We start from the raw sequence: 20,112 nt of genomic DNA, 5'->3' as shown, positions 1-20,112 counted from the left end.
CGGGCGGCGAATTCGGCGGCTTCGACATAGGAGGCGGACGCCAGCACGTCCGGGGCGGCCAGGGCAAGGGCCGCAAGTTGCCCGCCGAGCTGACTGAGCCCGTCCGGCGTGGCGGCAGCTACCGAAAGCTGAAGGCCCTGGGCTTGCCCTGAAGGGTCTTCACTGCGTGAAGGCTGTCCACTCTGAAAGGGCTGTCCACTGCGTGAAGGCTGGCCGCCCCCAAAGGGCTGTTCACTATGTGAAGGCTGGCCGCCCTCTGGGGGCTGCGCGTCGGGGACCGCGAGAAGGTGGGCCGGGCGCGGCAGCCGGCTCCCGGCGTCGTACGCTTTCCCGCCGTACGCCTCACCAAACTGCTCCCCAATGGCCTCCATAATCCCACTCTGCCAGCCACCACTGACAATGAAGACCACCCAAAACCCCTATGTGGAAAACCCGGGCAGCGGACCTCAGCCAGCCGCGGCGGTGGAACCAGCACGGGCCGCTGACGGTTCCTTTTGCCACGGCCAGCGCCCGGTGATCTCCAGCTCCAGGGAGAAGCTGAGGAAGGTCCGGATCAGCACGATGACGGCCAGCACCCCGACGCTGACGAACGTGGGTGTCACGGCGACGGTGCGGATGATGTCGGCGGCCACGAGCAGTTCGAGGCCTAACAGGATGGATCTGCCCAGCAGCTGCCGGTACGAGCGGTAGAAGCTCAATTTTTCCGCGCCCGGTGGTAGCTGCCGCGGCTGATGGCCCCGGAGTGCCATCGGAAGGGACACCACCGCACCGATCACCATCACCGCGACTCCTGCGAAGTCGACCAGTTGCCCAACCGTCTCAATGATCTGCCGGAATTCCATGCCCTGCCTTATATCGGGCCAGGCGTCCCCGCGAAATTCCACTCCGCGGCCCACCCTGGCAGTCACTACGGGACGACAGCCCCGGTCAGGGGTGGCGGACGCCGTTCCCTGCTATAACGTCCCTGTACCCTTCCCGGAACGTCGGAAACGTGAAGGTAAACCCTGTGCTGCGGAGCAAGTCGTTGTGGCAGCGCTTGTTGCCCCCGCGGGCGGGACCGGCATCGCCAACAGGCGGTGAGGGCTGCCCCAGTTCTGCCGCCAGGAAGCGCAACACGGAACCCAAATCGGCTGGCTCGTTGTCCACTCCGATATATGCGGGCCCGGGCACGGGTTCCATCGTGGCCAGATGCACGATGGCGGCTGCGGCATCGTCGCGGTGGATCCGGTTGGTGTAGCGCACGTCCTCCGGGATCACGGCAGAGCCCGTCTTAATCTGGTCAATCAGGCGAGTCCGGCCCGGCCCGTAGATGCCGCCCAGCCTGAGCGAGACGCGGGCAGTGCCGGTTCCCGCCAGCCTCGCCTGCAGGAGTTCCTCGGCTTCCACCAACACCCGCCCGGAAAATCCGACCGGATCGGGGGCGGTGGCTTCGTCCACCCAGCCGCCACCCGCGTCCCCGTAAACGGCGGTGGAGGATACAAAGTGGAGGATACAAAGATGAGCCGCTCCGGCGTCACCTGGTCCCGTTCCAGGGCATCGAGGACGTTTTCCACGCCGCGTACATACGCAGCGCGGTATGCGTCCTCGGCAGGGGAGTCAGCAGCAACAGCGACGACGACGGCGGTGGTGTCCGCGGGGACCGGCGGCAGGTCACCGGACGTTAGGTCAGCTGCGGCACCTTCGATGACGGCCGGCAGTTTCGCGGGGGAACGCCGCCACCCCACGACCCGGTGGCCCAGGGCAGCAAACCGAAGCCCCGCCTCCGTACCCAGATCCCCGCACCCCGCCAATAGAACCGTCATGGCCTACGGTGCCTCAACCGGGAAGAACACGCGAGGGTCCTGCAGTAGGGCAGGGTAAGCGAATGCCGAGCGGTCAATGATCTCAATGACTTCGAAATTCCTGCCGAACCGGCCGTCATCGAGGGTAAGGGGACGCCCCACAACCTGTCCGACGGCGAACCTGGCCCCATTCTCGAAGGGAACAGCCACCGGCGTCTTTCCCGGAAGGGTCCGGAAGGCCTCCTCCTGCGCCAACCGCTTGCGGGTGGGCTTCTTCGCCTGCGGCCTGGGCGGCGCCTTCTTGGGAGCCCGGGACGGCCGGCGGGAGCCATCGTCAACGTAGACGGGGGAGTAGCCGTCCTCCCCGGCGGACGTGGCGGCAGCAGCGCTCCGGTTCACTGCCGGAAGTGCCACGGTGGTAAGGGACTGGGGGTCGACATCGTCATGCGGCCCCCGCAGGATCCAAAGGATGTCCCCCTCCGGCTCCTGCGGCAGGAACTCGTGGCGCGGCTCAGGCCAGACGTAGTCCATGTCTGGAATCGCGTCCGGGAAAACGCGGGTGTAGAACTTCGGTTCCTTGTGCACCAGCTTGGAACGGTGGCTCAGGTGAAAGTCTGGGTCCCCGAGCCACGGCGGCATCACAATCTTGGCGGCGTAGTCAGGATGTGGTGCCTGCGGCGCGAACTCTGCAATGTTCGCGCGGGTGTTGTCCGGGTGGCCGCGCTCCATCCATTCGTCCACCATGGCCAGTCCATACATGGTGAGGGCGGGCACATGGCCCATCCACATCCGGATTGCCGGGTGGGTCTGCCAGCCGTAGCCCGGAATCACCAAGGCGCGGAGGGTCTGCAGCGCTTCAACCCGCTGTTTGCCCAGCCGCGCGGTGTCCAGGGCTTTGGCGCTTTGGCGGAAGTCAGGGTACGGGAGGAAGGTTTGCATCCATTCAGTCTGACGGTCCCCGGCGGAAGTGCCAATTGCTGTGCCCGCAGCCACACGTACTGGCCCCTCATGTCCAAATAATGGACACCTGCATACGGCTCCCAGCTTAAACCACTAAGATCACCGCAACCACCCCCGCGTTTTGGAAGCTCACTCATGACATTTACAACTGACAAAGCCGTCGACCACGCCCGCACCGCGCTGCCTCGCTACGGACAGATGCTGGGCCCGGAAGCCCAGGGAATCCTGGTTCTCGATGAGTTCATTATCGATCCCGCCGCCGCCCGCAAGGATCAGCACCGGTTCCGCGATGGCATGGCTGCCGTTGCCCGCACGGTCCGCCGTATCGCTGCCCTCAGGGTGGTCATCGCGCTCGTGGCCATCGGAAACCTGCCCCTGTTCCTGCTCTCCAGCGGCTGGTGGATCTACGGCGTCTCGCTGACCCTCGTAGTTGCAGTACACGCCGCCGTGACCCTGCTCAACCGGCACGAGCCGCGGCTCAAGCAACAGTCCGCGCTGGAACTGCACATGCACCGCGAACGCAGCGCCAACTACCGTCAGTTGCGCGATGCCGTCAAGTACATGATCGACACCCCCAGCCGGATGAACGAGCACCTTTACCTGGAGCTGCTGGCCGTCAAGCGGGTTGCCCTGAATCTTGCGCATGGCACCGTCGCCTTGCTGGACACCAGCGACGAGTCCGCCTGGAAGGTGCGGATCGTCCGCGAGCTCCCCGCCAGCTGACCAGCCCGGGCCTGCCGCCCACTGCGGCAGGGACGCACTGATTAAAGTACGACGCCGACACATCCCTTGTGGGGGTGTGCCGGCGTCGTTCTTTGGTCAACGGAATTTGTCTATCGCCGACCTGCTTGTGTCGCCTTGGAAAGGCGCCGCGGCCATCGCCGCGGGTGCAACGTCCGCGGGTCTTACGCGGGGAGCTGGATGACCTGTCCCTCGAACACGAGGTTCGGATCCGAAATGGTGTCCAGGTTCGCGTCGGCAAGGTGCTGCCAGCCGCCCTGGATGCCAAGCTTCTGGGCAACGATGCTCAAGGTGTCCCCGGCCTGCAGCGTGTAGGTCTCGCCGCTCAGCGGAACTGAGGTTACGTGCCGCGGCGCGGGTGCCTGCGTGACAGGAGCGCTCTGGACCTGAATGCTTTGGACCGGTGCGCTCTGGACGGGTGCGCTCTGCACGGGGGCACTCTGGACGGGTGCGCTCTGCACGGGGGCACTCTGCACCGGTGCTCCGCCGCCGCCACTCAATCCGAGCTGGGACGAGCAGGACGGCCAGGCGCCCCAACCCTGCGAGGCCTGGACGCGCTCGGCTACCGCGATCTGCTGTTCACGGCTGGCGTCCGCGGGGGAGCCGGTTCCGCCGTAGGCGGACCAGGTGCTGGAGGTGAACTGCAGGCCGCCGGAGAAGCCGTTGCCCGTGTTGGTGGACCAGTTCCCGCCGCTTTCGCACTGCGCGAGGGCATCCCAGGTGGAGGTGGGGGTCGCTGCGTTGGCCGCCGTGGCTGAAAGGGCCAAACCTGCCGCGGAGACGGCGGCCAGGGTAACTCCGCGGCGTGCGGCAGTACGGAATTTGGTGTTTTTCATGGTGGTGATGCTCCTGAAGGCCACCAGCGCTGGTTCCGTCCCCGGAGATCGTCGCGCCACTGCCCGCCCCTGACGAATAGAGGTCACTGTCGGTGGCTGCCGCTGGGCAGTTCTGGTGGAGGCAGCACCGGGCAATCAAAAAGCCCGCCGAACGGGCATGCATTTCACGCTAAGACATCGTTCGGGCGTTATCAAATCGAGATTCCAGCTGGCGTGTTGAGTGTGCGCCTTGGCGCGAACGGCGTCTGAGCAGAGGTCCCCTCCAGGAGTGCGGGCAGGCGCGAAACCGGGTGGGGCATTATCCTGACCGGATGGACAACTCTCCCGGCGGCAGCATCATGCCCGAAACCGAAGTGGACCTCGCGGAACCTGCGGTCCCTGCCAAGCCCCTCCCGGTGGCTGAACTGCACCTGCACATCGAGGGCACGCTGCAGCCTGAGCTCATCTTTGCCTTGGCCGAACGCAACGGCATCGTGCTCCCGTACTCCGGACTGGACGAGCTCCGGGAAAAGTACGAGTTCACCGACCTGCAGTCCTTCCTGGACCTCTACTACGCCAACATGGCGGTGCTGCGCACTGAGCAGGACTTCGCGGACATGACCCGGGCGTACCTGGAGCGGGCTGCTGCCGCCGGGGTCCGGCACGCGGAGATCATGATGGACCCGCAGGCGCACCTCGCCCGAGGCATTCCCCTGGAGGCGTGCGTCAAGGGCGTGGCCTCCGTGCTGGCAACCTCTGAGGAGGAATTTGGCATCTCCACCATTCTGATCGCGGCATTCCTGCGTGACCTGCCGGAGGAATCAGCACTGGAAGTCCTGGGCCGGCTGCTGGCGATGGATGCACCCATCGGGGCCATCGGGCTGGACTCAGCCGAGGTGGGAAACCCGCCTTCCAAGTTCGAGCGGCTGTATGCGAAGGCGCGTGAAGCAGGCCTGCGGCTGACTGCGCATGCGGGGGAGGAGGGCCCGGCGTCGTACATCATCGAAGCCCTGGACATCCTGGGCGTGGAGCGGATCGACCATGGCATCCGCTGCATGGACGACCCCGACCTGGTGGAGCGCCTCGTGGACGCCCGCATTCCCCTGACAGTCTGCCCGCTGTCCAACGTCAGGCTCCGTGCCGTTGACACCCTCGCCGACCATCCACTGCCCGCCATGCTGGCAGCCGGACTGAACGTCTCGGTCAACTCAGACGATCCTGCGTACTTTGGCGGCTACGTGGATGACAACTTTGCGCAGCTCACCTCGGTGTTTGACCTCTCCGATTTCGACAAGGCGCGACTGGCCGCGAACTCCGTCCACTCCTCCTTCGCCTCGGAGGAGCGTAAGGCGGAACTGCTGGCGGAGTTGAACGGGCGGGAAGTGTCCGACTGACCACCGCTGTGTCGGGCGCAACAGCACGGCTTTTTGCCCGGTAAACTATTGCCGCAGGCGTGTCTGGGGAGTGCAAGGCAGCACCCATGTCGGCGCTTGAGGGTTATGCAGACAGCCCTTACCCGAGACCTCCGCCTCACTTGCGGCACCATCCGCTTCACAGTCGGTCACGACACGCAGAGTTAACCAATTAAAGTCGCGCGATTTAATAGGCAGTTGGCAAGATGCCTAAGACCGATCGCTTTTATATAAGGGGAAACATGGCCAAGTCCACCGCAGAAAACACTTACCTTCGACTCAAGACCGTCCTGGATGTCCTGACCGAAGGCGTGTGGTCCGGCGATGCACTGAATGCGGGCCAGGTCCTGGCGGAGGCAACCGCCCGGGTGCCGTTCAACGAGCATGAGTCCGAACTCCTCAGCGGCGGCATCCCGCGTGGGCACAAGACCCTCACCTCGGCCACTGCCAAGCTGGTCAAGGCCGGCTGGCTGGTCAAGGGCCGCTCGGGCTGGACCATCACCGAGGACGGCATGCGCGCCACTGTTGCCTTCCCCGACGCGGACTCCTTCGCAGCCGCGCTCGACGCCGGTACTCCCGTCCCTGCCGACACCCCGGTTCCCACGGCTCCCGCAGGCTTTGTCCGCCCCGTCTCCGCCGCTGCGGCCACGCTTGAGGTTCCCGCCAAGACGGAAGAAGCTCCCAAGAAGACCGCCAGGAAGGCCCCGGCCAAGAAGGCGGCCTCTGTTGTGGGCAAGGCAGCCAAGGCGATCGAAGATGCCGTCGAGCCTGTGGTGGCCGCCGTCCGCAAGGGCAAGGCTCCAGCCAAGGAGAAGGCCGCAGCTGCGTCGACTCCCGCTGATGCTGCTGCCGAACCGTTGGAGGGCCCGGACGTGGAAACCCTGCCGCAGCCCGAGGCCGTGGCCGTGGCCGGTGACTTCAACACCATCCTGGGTGCACCGGAGAACTGGGCGCCGCAGTATGACGAAGCGCAGATGGAATTCGACTTCCTGGACCAGCTGTGGAAGAAGAGCGCCGAGCTTCCCGCGGGCTTCTACACGTTCAAGATCGCCCTGAACCGTTCCTGGACTGAGAACTACGGTGCTTACGGCACGTTCGACGGCCCGAACCATGAGCTGCACCACGCCGGTGGCACGGTGACCATCCGTTACAACCACGCCACCCGCGATATCACCATCAACTAACCGCTGCACCTCCTCACGTCGGGTCGCAGTATCTGTCTCTCGGGCTTTGTAGCGACGGTTACTGCGACCTGGCCGGGGAGGTGGCAAGGTCCGGGGGAGGAGCACCATGGGCAGGCACGCAGGCTCAGCGCACGGAGATTCAGCGGACGGAGATTCAGCGCGCGGCGGTTCGGCCCAGGATAATGTCCGGCTTGATGCCCGGGTGTTTGGAATGGTCCAGGGGGTGGGCTTTCGCTACTGGACCATGGGCACAGCGGAGGAGCTGGGATTATCCGGCGAGGTGAGCAACCTCGACGACGGTTCGGTCTCCGTGGTTGCCGAAGGCGCTGAACCCCAGGTCCGGAAGCTCCTGGACTGGCTCAGGTCGGACCGGACTCCTGGCCGGGTGGAGCGGGTTGAGTCCGACTTTTCAGCTGCCCAGGGGACGTTCGGCGGATTCCGGGCGCGCTGACGGCGCCTCATGCTGTGGGGTTACTCCCGGGGGCTTAGGCCGATGAAGGCGCCGAGTTCCTCCAGCGCCGCGGGCTTGTGCGGCATGTAGCTGGTGAGCTCGGGGGAGCGGATGATCACGGCGCGCCATTGTCCGCGGGACACGGCCACGTTGATGCGGTTCCGGTTCAGCAGGAACTCCGCGCCGCGCGGGGCCTCGGCCACCGCCGAACACGCCATGGAGACCAGCACCACGGGTGCTTCCTGGCCTTGGAACTTGTCTACGGTACCCACCCGCACGTCCGGCAGCCCGGCCTCTGCGAAGTGCTTACGGATCAGATGGACCTGGGCGTTGTAGGCAGCCACCACCAGCAGGTCCTGCTGTTCCAGGGGACGCGACACCTTCTCCGGGCCGCAGGTCCACTTCAGGCCAAGATGCCGGCGGGCCTGTCGAACCACTTCCGCTGCCTCTTCCTTGGATGCTGTGGTGTTGCCCGCGTGCTTGACCAGCACGGTCTCCACGCCCGGGGCAAGTTGCTCCAGTTCGCGGAGGGAAGCGGCAGGAGCGGAGTGCAGCTTTCCTTCATAGCTGAGGTTGGATACCGCCCGGCACAGCTCCGGATGCATCCGCCACGTGTCGGCCAGGAAGTACCCCAGGCTGGCGGGCAGGGTAGCGTGGCCGGCAGCAAGCCAGCCGAGCGCAGACTCATCGACGGGCTCGGGGTGCGTGCCCTGCGTAACCTGCGGGAGCTGCTGCGGGTCGCCCAGCAGGAGCAGCCGCTTGGCTGCCACCGACACCGCCAAGGTGTTGGCCAGCGAGAACTGGCCGGCCTCGTCAATGACCAGGAGATCCAGCGACCCTGCCGGGACTTCCTTGCCGGTGATGGTCCATGCGGTGCCGCCAACCAGGCATCCGCCAGGCGATGCCAGCAGGCTGGCTACGTCCCCTTCCGACGTACGGCTCCAGGGAACCTGGTGTGGAGCGGCCAGTTTCTTGCCAACCACCTGGGGGTCCACCCGGCCGACGTCGATGGCCCGGCACAGCAGGTTCTCCACCACATTGTGCGACTGGGCCACAACTCCGATCTTCCACCCCTCAGCCACCAGCCTGCCGATCACGTGGGCACCAACGAAGGTCTTGCCCGTGCCTGGCGGCCCCTGGACGGCCAGATAGGAGTGGTCCAGGTCCCGCAGCGATCCGGTAATCGCCCCTGCATAGTCAGCGGTGCCGTCTTCACCCTGCAGCACTTCAGCTGGTCCTTGCCCGGAACGGAATCGCGGCGGCAGCTTACGCAGGATGTCCAGGCCCGGTTGTGCGGGGAGGGACGGCACGGAGGAGCCGACGGCCTGGGCTATCGCCGCGATGGCCGCCTCAATACTTGCCGTGGCCAGGGGCTGGTCCTCGGTCAGGGCCACCGGCAGGTGCGGGTAGGCCCGAACCTTTCCGGTCTCCCGCTCCGCAATGGTGATCAGGTGTTCCGGGCTGTCCGTCGCCGCTTCCAGCTCACTGATCCGGGTCCCGAACGTGAAAGCCCTGGCCCCGGATGCGGCCTGGGGATCGGTCATTCCATCAGGTCCAGGTGCGTCATACAGGCGGCACCAGTTGGAGTCGGGGCGGAAGTCCGAGCCCTCCGTCATGGTGCCGCGGAGCTTCAGGACGCGCGTGCGCATCCGTTCCCTTGGCTTGGCCAGGGCCCAGTCCGACACGACTTCCGCCGAGGACACGACGAACACGTTCCGTTGCTCGGACCAGTTATCCAACAGTGCCTCAACCCGGTCGAAGTGCTGCCACCAAAACTGCTTGCGCTCGCGGCGGTGGTATCCGGTGGCGGCGGCCACCATGGCGATGGCCCGCTCGTCATCGGTCCAGGGGCGGTGGTCCGGCAGGGCTGCAAGATACGCCCGCAGCCTGGCTTCCTCAGGCGACGCAGGTGCCTTGGATGCCTCATCATTGGCAGTTCCTGCGTCCGGAACCTGGACCCGGCCGGGCGCAGCGTGCCGTCCGCCGCCTGCCGCATCAAGCGCCTCGGCTGCGCCAAGGCCACGCTCTCCGGGGACCCCGGCGTCCTGCCCCAGCTGAAGCAACCAGTCCCGGAGCCGGAGGGTGGAGAGGCAGTCGTACTGGTTGTAGTTCGAGATTGAAGCCAGGATGGCATGGGCATCCTCTTGCCGCCCCTCATCACGGGCGGCGCAGTAGGCGGCGTAGGCAACCACGGAGGCGCCGGCGTCCTTGACCTCCCCGGACCGGAGGTTGTCCCCCATGTAGAGCGGTTCCAGCTTCTTGATGGAATAAGACGCTTCCGAGATGCGGAGGGAGTGCCGGACAGTGGCGTACAGGTCCACCAGCAGCCCCTGCCTCAGCCAGGCATCCACTGTGTCCTCGCCGGCCTGGTGCGCGAGGGAGAGGTTCCTCAGCGCAGTCTTTTCGTACGGTGCGTAGTGGTAGACGTGCATGTCCGGGTAGGCGGCGCGGCGTTGCTCCACGTAGTCCAGGAAATCGAGGAAGGCGCGCCGCTCGCCGGAGCGGGAATGCGCCCAGAACGGCCGGAACACCGGATCACCTGCGGCACCTGGCACCGGGGCCTCAATGACGCCAAAGAGGTACTCGATGCCCCAGGCGCCGGTGGCAGGATCCTGCCACAGTGGATCGCCCTCAAAGTCGAAGAAGATGTCCCCGGGGCTGGGGGCGGGAAGCGAGCCGATCGAGTTCTCCGGAAGGACGGTGTAAGAGACCGTGCGCGGTTCACCGTCCTTGATGAAGGTGCGGGAACCTGATGGGCGGTCCAGGCCCAGCTGCATCCTGGCCTGGGCCCGGAGCCGGACCAGGGAATTCCTTGCGTCGGCGGCGGGCATGGCCGCCAGTTCATCGATGGTGGTGATGCCGGATTCATGAAGTTTCCGCCGCTGGACCACGGACATGCCCGCCACCATCAACAGGTCACGGTGCGCCTTCACCTGCTCGGCGCAGTAATCGCAGCGGCCGCAATGAACGATGCCTGGCTGTTGCCACTGCACCGGGCCGTCGCCGGCCCGGTGGCTGGCTGTGAGCTGGCGAAAGCGCCGGCGTCGTTCCCTGAAGACGGGCAGCAGGTCCGGCAGGGAGTGGCTGCTCCTCAGCCAGTCGTCACCCACCCGCGTTCCCAGGACCAGTGTGACGACCGGGGAGGGCTCCAGCCCCATCCCCAGGAGCTGGTCACCGTAGGCGGCAAGCTGCAGCAGCGCCCCGACTTTGGCATGGCGGGCAAGTTTGGTGTCCCACACCTCGTAGCGGCCGGGGTTGCCGGTCCCGGCAGCCTCGTTGACCAGGAAGTCCGCGTAGCCCAGGAATCCGCCGTCGAAAAACGTGGCCTGGAAAACCACATCTGCCCCGGAACGGAGGGCGAGTTCTGTTTCAGCGTGCTTGGCCTGCAGATCACCGCGCAGGTTCTGGCCGCGGTCCAGGGAATACACGCCGGTGCCGCGGCTGGCATCCCATTCGCCGTACTTGGCCACCAGGCTGGCAAGGACGGTCTGCTCATGCCGGTCGCCCAGTTCACCGGCGCGCTTTTGCATCTCGTCAGCGGGAAACTCTGCCTTGGCGGTGCGGCCCAGCTTTTCGTCCAGGATGCGGAGCGTGCGGTATTCACACTCGCTGGCTGCCACCAGGTCGCTGGCCGAAAAGACCAGGTCCGGCGGCGCGCCTGGTCCGGCATCAGCACCGGCGGCGTCGAGCAGAAACACGGGGCCTCCCCAACTGTTCGCGGGCCGGAGGAGGGTTCCCCTGGCCTGGAATCAAACGTAGCAAGAGGGGCTGACAAAACGTGTCCCCGCCGGCAGCGTCCCGACCCCGGCGGCCGCGACGCTGCCCACCGCACTCGCCAAGTCTTGCTAGGTAAGGCGGGCAACGCTCCGCCGGGTGGGACGCCGGGCGGAGCCGTCGGAGAACAGCTCGGGCGTTGCCTCCTGGATCCGCTGGACGTCCTCGAAGACAGCCCGCAGATGCAGGCGCAGGCTGTTGTCTGCATCGGACAGGTTGTTGGCTTCGAGCGCGTCCACCACGGCGGTGTGCTGCTCGATGAGGGTGGACACCGGCCGGGTGTCCAGCAGGCTCATGCGGCGGGCCCGGTCAAGGTGGGCCTTTGCGGAGTTGACAGCGGTCCAGGCGGATTCATGGCCTGCCAGCCGCAGCAGCTCCCGGTGGAAGTCCTCATCCAGTCGGAAGAATTCCTCCACGTCACCGCGTCCATCTGCGTCCGACTGTGCCTCCAGGATCTCCCGCAGCCCGGCAATGCCCGCGCTGTCCACCGCCAGGTCCCGGAGCGAGGCGCATTCGATGGCCTCACGGACAAACTGGGCTTCGGACACGCGTCCCAGGTCGACGAGCGAGACGAACGACCCGATCTGGGGGAAAACCTGGACCAGGCCCTCCTCGCGGAGCAGGATCAGGCTTTCGCGCACCGGCGTGCGGCTGACGCCGAGTTCCTGGGCCAGTTCATTTTCGGACAGTGGCTCACCCGGTGGCAGCTGCAGCGAGATGATCCGGCGGCGAAGCGTTTCAAGGGTTTGGTCCCGCACCGAGAGCCGGGGGGCAGCCCCTCTTTTGTCCGTTGGCATGGCCTCATTCTAACGTGTTGACACACTAGAATGGTAGTGCTTGTATGGTAGTAGAAACGACGTGCTGCCGGTCACTGCGGCCCACCACTTGGCTCCGTTCCGACAGCCAGCAGCTGTAAAACATTCCCCTCCAACGCTCTTATCCCCTTCGACACGCATCACCTGCAAAGGAGCAACTGATGACCGAAAGCATTGCGCCGCCCACCACCGGACAGGCCGAAGCCCGAAGCACCCGGGACCTCGCCAAGGTCGCCATCTCCGGCTGGCTTGGCACCGCCATGGAATTCATGGACTTCCAGCTGTACTCCCTGGCCGCGGCCATCGTCTTCAACAAGATCTTCTTCCCGGACGTCAGCCCCGTCATCGGCCTGATCGCCGCAATGGCTACGTACGGCGTGGGCTACGTTGCCCGCCTGTTCGGCGCCGTCTACTTCGGCCGCATGGGTGACCGGATCGGCCGCAAGAAGGTCCTCTACATCACCATCGCCCTGATGGGCGCCTCCACCACCTTGATCGGCGTGCTTCCCACGTACGCCATGGTGGGAATCTGGGCACCGATCCTGCTGGTGGCCCTGCGGCTCATCCAGGGCTTCGGCGCCGGCGCGGAAATCGCCGGTGCCACCGTGATGCTCGCGGAATTCGCCTCTGCCCGCCGTCGGGGCATCATCTCGTCCCTGGTATGCCTGGGTACCAACTCCGGAACCCTGGGCGCCTCGGCATTGTGGGCCATCCTGGTGGCCTCGCTCTCGCAGGAGGATCTGCTGAGCTGGGGCTGGCGCATTCCCTTCCTGGCCAGCTTCGTGATTATGCTGTTCGCCGTCTGGATCCGGCGCTCCATCAAGGAAAGCCCCGTCTTCGAACAGCGCGCCGACGTTGTCGACGGCGTGGCCCTCACCAAGGACAAGATCAAGACCGCCGCAAAGGCACCGGAACTCGCCGGAACCAGCACCATCGAGGCCGCGCTGCACCAGAAGAAGGGCAAGTCGTTCCTGATTGCCCTGGGCCTGCGCTTCGGGCAGGCCGGCAACTCCGGGCTCGTCCAGACCTTCCTGGTGGGCTACCTGGCCACCGTCCTGCTCGCGGACAAAACGGTGGGAACCAACGCCATCATGTACGGCTCCCTGCTGGGCTTCGTCACCATCCCCGTGATCGGCCTCCTCGGAGACCGCTTTGGCCGCCGCCCCCTCTACCTGGCCCTCAGCGCCCTGACTGCCGTGTTCGCCATCCCCATGATGCTGATGATCACCAGCGGCAACACAGCGATCATCACCATCGCCATGGTCATCGGCCTGAACCTCGGCGTCCTGAGCCTGTTCGCCATGGAAAGCGTCACCATGGCTGAGTTCTTCGGAGCCCGCACCCGCTTCACCCAACTGGCCCTCGCCAAGGAAATCGGCGGCATTCTTGCCACGGCGATCGGGCCCCTGCTCGCAGCCACCCTCACCGCTGTCACCGGACACTGGTGGCCGCTGGCCGCCATGCTCATTGGCTACTCGCTGATCACCCTGGTCTCCGCCGCCGTCGGCCCCGAGGTCCGCGGCCGCGACCTGGTCCGCCTCGAGGACGCCGTATGAAAGCCGTTGTGGTCCATGGCGCCAACGACCTCCGCATTGACCAGCGGCCGGAACCCGTTGCCGGGCCAGGAGAAGTAGTGCTCGACGTCGAGTGGGGCGGCATCTGCGGAAGTGACCTTTCGTACTGGCGCCACGGAGCCTCGGGAACGGCGGCGCTGAAGTCACCGCTCGTCCTGGGGCACGAGGTGGCGGGCCGCATCGCCAAGCTCGGTGCCGGCGTCGAACACCTCGAAGTAGGTCAGCCCGTCACGGTGCACCCCGCCGAACTCGTGGGGGACGGCACCATGCCGGAGCGCCTGCAGGGCCGGACCAACCTCTACCCGCAGATCCGTTACTTCGGCTCGGCCGCGTTCGACCCGCACACGGACGGCGGCTTCAGCGAACGGAAGCTCGCCAAGGCATTCCAGGTCCGTCCCCTTCCTGACGGCGTGGACACCCTCCGGGGAGCACTGGCTGAACCGCTCGCCGTCGCCATGCATGCGGTCGGCCGCGCAGGAAGCCTTGAAGGCCGCGATGTGCTGGTCAACGGTGCCGGCCCCATCGGGTCGCTGGTCACCGCCGCCGCCAAGTACGCCGGTGCCCGGACCGTGATCGCCACGGACATCAGTGACGCGTCCCTGGAGATCGCCCGGGCGATGGGCGCCGACGAGGTGCTCAACGTTTCCAACAACCCGCTTCCGACGGACGTCGAACTGGTTTTTGAGGCCACCGGCATCCCCGCGGTGCTTGGCGGCGTCCTGCGGGCCACGGCCCGCGGCGGCACCATCGTCCAGGTAGGCAACCTGCCGGGGGCGCCGGCCGCCTCGGCCCTGGGGGACCTGGTCACCCGCGAGATCACCTGGATCGGGTCCTACCGGTTCGTCGACGAGATCACCGACGCGCTCCGCGCAATGGCCAACGGCCTGGAGGTAACGCCCGTCATCACCCACAAGTTCGGGATTGATGATGCCGAGGAAGCGATGCGGACCGCCGTGGATCCCCACGCCAACAGCAGCAAGGTCATGCTCCGCCTCAGCGCGGACTGACCCAACTGACTGGCAGTAGATGTCGTTCTGAGCGCTCAAAACGACATCTACTGCGACCTACTTGCCAACACCACAGCACATCAGAAGTAAAAGGACTCCCAGTGAAGATCACCGACGCACGGGTTGTGGTTTCGTCGCCAGGACGGAACTACGTCACGCTCGTAATTGAAACCGAGGACGGCATCACCGGCATCGGCGACGCCACCCTGAACGGTCGCGAGCTGGCCGTGGCGTCCTACCTTTCCGAACACCTCTGCCCGCTGCTGATCGGCCGGGACGCCCGCCGCATCGAGGACGCCTGGCAGTACTTCTACAAGGGTGCGTACTGGCGCCGCGGCCCGGTGACCATGACTGCCATCGCCGCGATCGACGTCGCGCTCTGGGACATCAAGGGCAAGGCCGCCGGCATGCCCGTCTACGAGCTCCTGGGCGGCGCGGCGCGCGAAGGCGTGATGGTGTACGGCCACGCCAGCGGCAGCACGTTGGAGGACCTCAGCAAGGACTTCCAGCACCACCTGGACCTCGGGTACAAGGCCATCCGGGCACAGGCAGCGGTGCCCGGACTGGACAAGACGTACGGCATCGCCCCCGTAGACGGAAAGCTCTACGAGCCCGCCAGCAGCAACGTGCCGCAGGAAGACACGTGGGAGACCACCGCGTACCTGGACTTCGCACCGAAGATGCTGGCCCACGTCCGGGAACAGTTCGGCTACGGCGTGCACGTCCTGCACGACGTCCACCACCGCCTGACCCCCATCGAGGCAGGACGGCTTGGCGCCTCGCTGGAGCAGTACCGGCCGTTCTGGATCGAAGACCCGACGCCGGCCGAGGACCAGTCCGCATTCCGGCTGATCCGCCAGCACACCACCACGCCCGTCGCGGTGGGGGAGGTGTTCAACTCCATCTGGGACTGCCAGCAGCTGATCACCGAACGCCTGATCGACTACATCCGCACCTCCGTCTCGCACGCCGGCGGCATCACCCACCTGCGCCGGATCTTCTCGCTGGCTGACCTTTACGGCGTCCGCTCCGGCTCGCACGGCGCCGGCGACCTGTCCCCGGTGTCCTTCGCCGCGGCGCTGCACGTGGACATGTCCATTCCAAACTTCGGTATCCAGGAGTACATGGGCCACCGCGACCCGGCCGGTGAGGTGTTCAAGACGTCGTACACCTTCGCCGACGGCTACATGCACCCCGGCGACGCACCCGGCCTGGGCGTAGAGTTCGACGAGGAAGCCGCGGCACGCTTTCCCTTTGATGCCAAGTACCTGCCGGTCAACCGGCGCCTGGATGGATCGGTGCACGACTGGTGAACGTTATGCAACAGCCCTTCGACGTGGTGGTGATGGGGGAGATCCTCGTCGAGGTCGCCACCGACCAGCCCTTCGCCCACGGCGTTCCCGCGCAGCTTGGCATCTCCGGCGACGCCCTTAACGTGGCCGCGGCTGCAGCAGCGGCGGGAGCCAAGGTGGGTCTGCTGTCCGTGCTGACCGACGATGACCTGGGCTCCGCCATCGCCGCCCGCATTGCCGAACTCGGCATCTCCACGTCGCTCTTGAAGTTCCGCCGCGGCCAGCAGGGCGTCTACCTGGTGCACAGCGACCCCGACGGGGAACGCGAATTCTCCTACGCCCGCACCGGCAGCGTCGGGTCCACGCTGGGCCCGGACGACGTCGACCCGGACGTTTTCGCCTCGGCCGGCGCGGTGGTGGCGGGCGGCATTGCCTGCGCCATTTCGACGACGGCACGCGCCGCCGTCGTCAAAGCCGCGTCGCTGGCCGGGCGCTTCGTGTTCGACCCGAACTACCGTCCGCGCCTCACCACAGTGGAAGACGCGACGGCGGCCCTCACCGAACTCGCCCCGCAGGCATTCCTCATCACCCCCTCGTTCCCCGGCGAAACGGGCGTGCTGCTGGGCGCCGCCACCGCTGAGGAAGCGGCTGCCAAGCTGCGCGCGCTGGGCACGCAGAACGTCGCCGTCACCTGCGGCGCCAAGGGCATCCAGCTCGAAGCGGACGGATTTTCAGCCTGGGTCCCCGCCGTTCCGGCGCCGTCCGTCGTGGACCAGACCGGCGCCGGCGATGCGTTCGTTGGCACCCTGACCGCCCGTCTGGTGTTGGGCGACGACTTCCCGACGGCGGCCCGGTACGGGGCAGCCGCGTCCTCCCTGGTGGTGGGCGGCAAGGGCGGAACCGGCTTGATTCCCACATTCGAGCAGACCCGTGCCCACGCCGCCGGCAGCTTCGCGGAAGGAACAGTGCCATCGAACGCCTGAGCAATTCGTCCCTTGCGGCCAGTGGCACGAAACCGGCCCTGGACAGGGACCAGCTTGAGCCTGGGATCGTCCACCTGGGCCTGGGCGCCTTCGCCCGCGCCCATACCGCCATGTTTACCGAGGAGGCCATGCTCGCCACGGATGACCTGCGGTGGGGAATCGTCGGAGTCACCCAGCGCTCGGACACCGTAGCCCGGCAGCTCGCCCCGCAGGACGGACTCTTCACGGTGGCTGAACGGGGCGAAGGCGCAGCTCCGGCACGTGTCGTCGCCAGCATCGTCGAAGCCATCTCCGGGCGGGACAACCCGGAACTGGTGGTCGAACGGATCGGGGCAGGGGCAACGAAGGTTCTCACCCTCACCATCACCGAGAAGGGGTACCGGTTCGACCCGCAAACCCGCACCCTGGACCTGGGCGACCCCGAGATCCAGGCGGACATCGCCGGCAGGGCGCCGCGCACCGCCGTCGGGCAGATCGTCCGTGGCCTGCAGCAGCGCGCCCGGACAGGCGCGGGCGCCATCACGGTGGTGTCCTGCGACAACCTGCCCGGCAATGGCGAACTGACCAGCACCCTGGTGAGGAACTTCGCGGAAGCCCTCCCCGCCGGGGAACAAGAGGACCTGCTGGCCTGGATCGACAGCAACGCCAGCTTCCCGTCCACCATGGTGGACCGGATGGTGCCGGCAACGACCGAAGCCGACCTGGCCGCCGTCGAACGTGAACTGGGGCTGCGCGACGAAGCCGCAGTGGTGGCTGAACCCTTCAAACAGTGGGTCATCGAGGACAATTTCGCCGCCGGCAGGCCGCGCTGGGAGGATGCCGGCGCCCTCTTCAGCACAGACGTCGCCGCTTGGGAGTCCGCCAAGCTGCGGCTGCTCAACGCCAGCCACTCCATGCTGGCCTACCTGGGCCTCGCTGCCGGCAAGGAAACCATCAGCGACGCCGTAGGGGTGGACGCCTTCCGCACGGCCTGCCGCCGCATGATGCTGGAGGAAGCACTGCCCAGCATCACCCTGCCGGCCGAACTGGACGGGGAGGGGTACTGCGAGGAGGTGCTTCGCAGGTTCGCGAACCCCGCCCTGGGCCACACCACCGCAAAGGTGGGCAGCGACGGATCGCAGAAAGTAGGACTCCGGCTACTGACCACCGTGCGGGGAACGCTCGACGCCGGCCGCGAACCACAGTGGGCTGCGCTCGCCGTTGCCGCGTGGATGCACCATGTGGCCACCACCGCGGAACCGGACCTGAACGATCCCCTGGCGAAGGAGCTGCAGGCTGCCCTTCCCGAACCCCGCACGGCGGACACCGTGGTGAGCGCCCTGCTCGGGTTCCGGGCCGTCGTCGACCCTTACCTGGCCGGGCACGAAGGGTTCCGTAACCTGCTCCTGCACTGGTACCGCATCATCGACAACAACGGGACTATTGAAGACAGGCTGGCTGGCCTGGGAAGAGAGATCAACCATGGCTGACGCATCGGGCGTCCTCCGCGTTTCACCGGTCATCCCGGTGGTCACCATCGACGACCCCCAGGACGCTGTGCCGCTGGCCCGCGCGCTGGTGGCCGGCGGCGTGGAGATCATCGAGCTCACCCTCCGGACCGACTCCGCGCTGACCTCCCTGAAGCTCATCGCGGAGGAAGTGCCGGACATCCTGGTGGGCGCGGGCACCATCCTCACTCCCGCCCAGGCCGACGCCGCCGTGCAGGCGGGTGCTAAGTTCCTGGTCAGCCCTGGGGTCACCCCCGCGCTGCTCACGGCCATGCTGTCACTGGACGTCCCGGTGCTCCCGGGTGTTGCCACGGTGGGGGAGGTCCTGGCGGTGCTCGAACAGGGCCTGGACTGCATGAAGTTCTTCCCGGCCGGACCCGCCGGCGGACCGAAGTACCTGGCCGCCATTGGCGCGCCCGTCCCGCACGTGCAGTTCTGCCCGACGGGCGGCATCAGCCTGGCCAGCGCGCCGGACTACCTGGAACTGCCGAACGTGGCCTGCGTTGGCGGCAGCTGGCTGACCCCGGCAGACGCCGTCGCCGCCAAGGACTGGGACCGCGTCACCGCCCTCGCCGGCGGTGCTGCAGCCCTCGCCAGGTAAACCAAAAGGAGCCGCCGGCCTCAGCCCTCCGAGGCGGCAGCCCGCACCTGGGCCTTGTCGTGCTCGTCATGGGCCTTCCGGACCAGGTCCACGAACTCGGTTTCGTTGCGGATCAGCCGCTTGTATTTCTCGGGAAGCTTGCGGATCTGGTCCTCCTCGCGGCACATCTTGGCAAAGATCTTGTCGCGTTCGGCCATGTCCGTCTCGTAGTTGAGGTCCACGTACTCGGTGGCATGCCGCCTGGCCCCCGACACGGCGTTCTTGGCCTTGCCCTTGGGACTGAAGACGGACGCCAGGATGGTCACCACCAGCACGCCGAGGATCACGCTGAGTGACAGGCCGGTGCTGACCTCCACCACGTTGACGTGCCCGCCGTCGTTGATGAACGGCAAGGTGTTCTCGTGCAGGGCATGCAGGATGAGCTTCACGCCGATGAAGCCCAGGATGACAGCCAGGCCATAGGAGAGGAAAATCAGCCGGTCCAGCAGGCCGTCGATCAGGAAGAACAGCTGCCTCAGGCCCATCAGCGAGAACGCGGTGGCAGTGAAGACAACGAAGACGTTCTGGGTCAAGCCGAAGATCGCCGGGATCGAGTCCAGGGCAAACAGGATGTCCGTGCCGCCAATGGCCACCATGACCAGCAGCATCGGCGTCAGGACCCGCTTGCCGTTCTCAACGGTGAAGAGCTTGTCTCCGTCGTAGTGTTCGGAGGCCGGCAGCAGTTTCTTGGCAAGCCTGACCACCAGGCCGTCGGAGTCGTCGTCATGGTTGTCCGGCTTGAGCAGGTTTCCGGCCGTCACCAGCAGGATGAGCCCGAAGACGTAGAACACCCAGGCAAAACTGTTGATCAGTGCCGCGCCCAGGAAGATGAACGCTGTGCGCGCGATCAGGGAGAACACGATGCCGAACAGCAGCACCTTCTGCTGGTCAGCGCGGGGCACCCTGAAGCTGGCCATGATGATGAGGAAGACGAAGAGGTTGTCCACCGACAAGGCCTTTTCGGTGACGTAGCCCGCGAAGTATTCGGTGCCCATCTCGGGGCCACCGAACAGCAGGACAACCAGTCCAAATACCACCGCAATGGTCACGTAGATGGCGGACCAGGCGGCCGATTCCTTGAGGGACGGGGTGTGGGGTTTGCGGACGTGGAAGAAGAAATCGAAGGCCAGCAGCCCGATGATTCCCGCAATGGTCAGGGTCCATACATACGCAGGTACTTCCACGCGGGGGCCTTT

The 20,112-nt window shown here is 66.3% G+C and carries 16 protein-coding genes and 1 pseudogene; 10 read left to right on the top strand and 7 right to left on the bottom strand.

Annotated elements, in window-relative coordinates:
- Positions 1-446: 446 nt before the first annotated feature.
- The 3 genes and pseudogenes from ACR65J_RS20165 to ACR65J_RS20155 form a co-directional block, all read right to left on the bottom strand.
- Positions 447-842, bottom strand: a complete 396-nt coding sequence (locus tag ACR65J_RS20165; RefSeq protein ID WP_440172441.1) for a DUF1622 domain-containing protein — start codon at positions 840-842, stop codon at positions 447-449.
- An 85-nt stretch (positions 843-927) separates the two neighbouring features.
- Positions 928-1,802 (bottom strand): annotated as a pseudogene (locus ACR65J_RS20160) (NAD-dependent epimerase/dehydratase family protein).
- Positions 1,803-1,805: 3 nt separating this feature from the next.
- Positions 1,806-2,720, bottom strand: coding sequence for an MSMEG_6728 family protein (locus ACR65J_RS20155; protein WP_440172438.1), 915 nt, complete (start codon positions 2,718-2,720; stop codon positions 1,806-1,808).
- Between the two features lie 156 nt (positions 2,721-2,876).
- Between ACR65J_RS20155 and ACR65J_RS20150 the strand changes: the two genes are divergently transcribed.
- The gene (locus ACR65J_RS20150) at positions 2,877-3,464 is read left to right on the top strand and encodes a hypothetical protein (protein WP_440172436.1); all 588 of its coding nucleotides are present in this window, start codon (positions 2,877-2,879) and stop codon (positions 3,462-3,464) included.
- 182 nt (positions 3,465-3,646) lie between these two features.
- Here the strand turns inward: ACR65J_RS20150 and ACR65J_RS20145 are convergent, their stop codons facing one another.
- Positions 3,647-4,318 carry a transglycosylase family protein gene (locus ACR65J_RS20145; protein WP_440172434.1) on the bottom strand — a complete coding sequence of 224 codons (672 nt, stop codon included), beginning with the start codon at positions 4,316-4,318 and terminating at the stop codon, positions 3,647-3,649.
- 311 nt (positions 4,319-4,629) lie between these two features.
- Between ACR65J_RS20145 and ACR65J_RS20140 the strand changes: the two genes are divergently transcribed.
- From ACR65J_RS20140 to ACR65J_RS20130, 3 genes are all read left to right on the top strand, one after another.
- Positions 4,630-5,691, top strand: a complete 1,062-nt coding sequence (locus ACR65J_RS20140; RefSeq protein WP_440172432.1) for an adenosine deaminase — start codon at positions 4,630-4,632, stop codon at positions 5,689-5,691.
- 260 nt (positions 5,692-5,951) lie between these two features.
- Entirely contained in the window at positions 5,952-6,893 is a 942-nt protein-coding gene (locus tag ACR65J_RS20135; RefSeq protein WP_440172429.1) for a pullulanase X25 domain-containing protein, read from the top strand.
- A gap of 106 nt (positions 6,894-6,999) precedes the next feature.
- Entirely contained in the window at positions 7,000-7,344 is a 345-nt protein-coding gene (locus ACR65J_RS20130) for an acylphosphatase (protein WP_440172426.1), read from the top strand.
- Positions 7,345-7,364: 20 nt separating this feature from the next.
- Here the strand turns inward: ACR65J_RS20130 and ACR65J_RS20125 are convergent, their stop codons facing one another.
- The gene (locus tag ACR65J_RS20125; protein WP_440172424.1) at positions 7,365-11,042 is read right to left on the bottom strand and encodes a TM0106 family RecB-like putative nuclease; all 3,678 of its coding nucleotides are present in this window, start codon (positions 11,040-11,042) and stop codon (positions 7,365-7,367) included.
- 147 nt (positions 11,043-11,189) lie between these two features.
- A complete protein-coding gene (locus ACR65J_RS20120; protein WP_440172421.1) occupies positions 11,190-11,915 on the bottom strand; it encodes a GntR family transcriptional regulator in 726 nt (241 codons plus the stop codon).
- A 179-nt stretch (positions 11,916-12,094) separates the two neighbouring features.
- On the opposite strand from ACR65J_RS20120, the gene ACR65J_RS20115 reads away from it, so the two are divergent.
- From ACR65J_RS20115 to eda, 6 genes are all read left to right on the top strand, one after another.
- A complete protein-coding gene (locus tag ACR65J_RS20115; protein ID WP_440172419.1) occupies positions 12,095-13,489 on the top strand; it encodes an MFS transporter in 1,395 nt (464 codons plus the stop codon).
- On the top strand, positions 13,486-14,514 hold the full coding sequence (locus tag ACR65J_RS20110; RefSeq protein WP_440172417.1) for an L-idonate 5-dehydrogenase: 1,029 nt from the start codon (positions 13,486-13,488) through the stop codon (positions 14,512-14,514). Before ACR65J_RS20115 ends, ACR65J_RS20110 begins: the two co-directional genes overlap by 4 nt.
- Positions 14,515-14,615: 101 nt before the next feature.
- On the top strand, positions 14,616-15,827 hold the full coding sequence (gene manD, locus ACR65J_RS20105) for a D-mannonate dehydratase ManD (protein WP_440172415.1): 1,212 nt from the start codon (positions 14,616-14,618) through the stop codon (positions 15,825-15,827).
- A gap of 5 nt (positions 15,828-15,832) precedes the next feature.
- The gene (locus ACR65J_RS20100; protein ID WP_440172448.1) at positions 15,833-16,789 is read left to right on the top strand and encodes a sugar kinase; all 957 of its coding nucleotides are present in this window, start codon (positions 15,833-15,835) and stop codon (positions 16,787-16,789) included.
- The gene (locus tag ACR65J_RS20095; protein ID WP_440172446.1) at positions 16,723-18,258 is read left to right on the top strand and encodes a mannitol dehydrogenase family protein; all 1,536 of its coding nucleotides are present in this window, start codon (positions 16,723-16,725) and stop codon (positions 18,256-18,258) included. Before ACR65J_RS20100 ends, ACR65J_RS20095 begins: the two co-directional genes overlap by 67 nt.
- Positions 18,251-18,877, top strand: coding sequence for a bifunctional 4-hydroxy-2-oxoglutarate aldolase/2-dehydro-3-deoxy-phosphogluconate aldolase (gene eda / locus ACR65J_RS20090; RefSeq protein ID WP_440172413.1), 627 nt, complete (start codon positions 18,251-18,253; stop codon positions 18,875-18,877). The genes ACR65J_RS20095 and eda overlap by 8 nt, the downstream gene beginning before the upstream one ends.
- 20 nt (positions 18,878-18,897) lie before the next feature.
- On the opposite strand, the gene ACR65J_RS20085 is transcribed toward eda, so the two are convergent.
- Positions 18,898-20,100: a TerC family protein gene (locus tag ACR65J_RS20085; protein ID WP_440172410.1), complete on the bottom strand. Its 1,203-nt coding sequence runs from the start codon at positions 20,098-20,100 to the stop codon at positions 18,898-18,900.
- Between the last annotated feature and the right edge of the window lie 12 nt (positions 20,101-20,112).

The sequence above is a fragment of the Arthrobacter sp. SAFR-044 genome (genome assembly GCF_059414985.1).
This window is presented reverse-complemented; position numbering and strand designations above follow the sequence as displayed.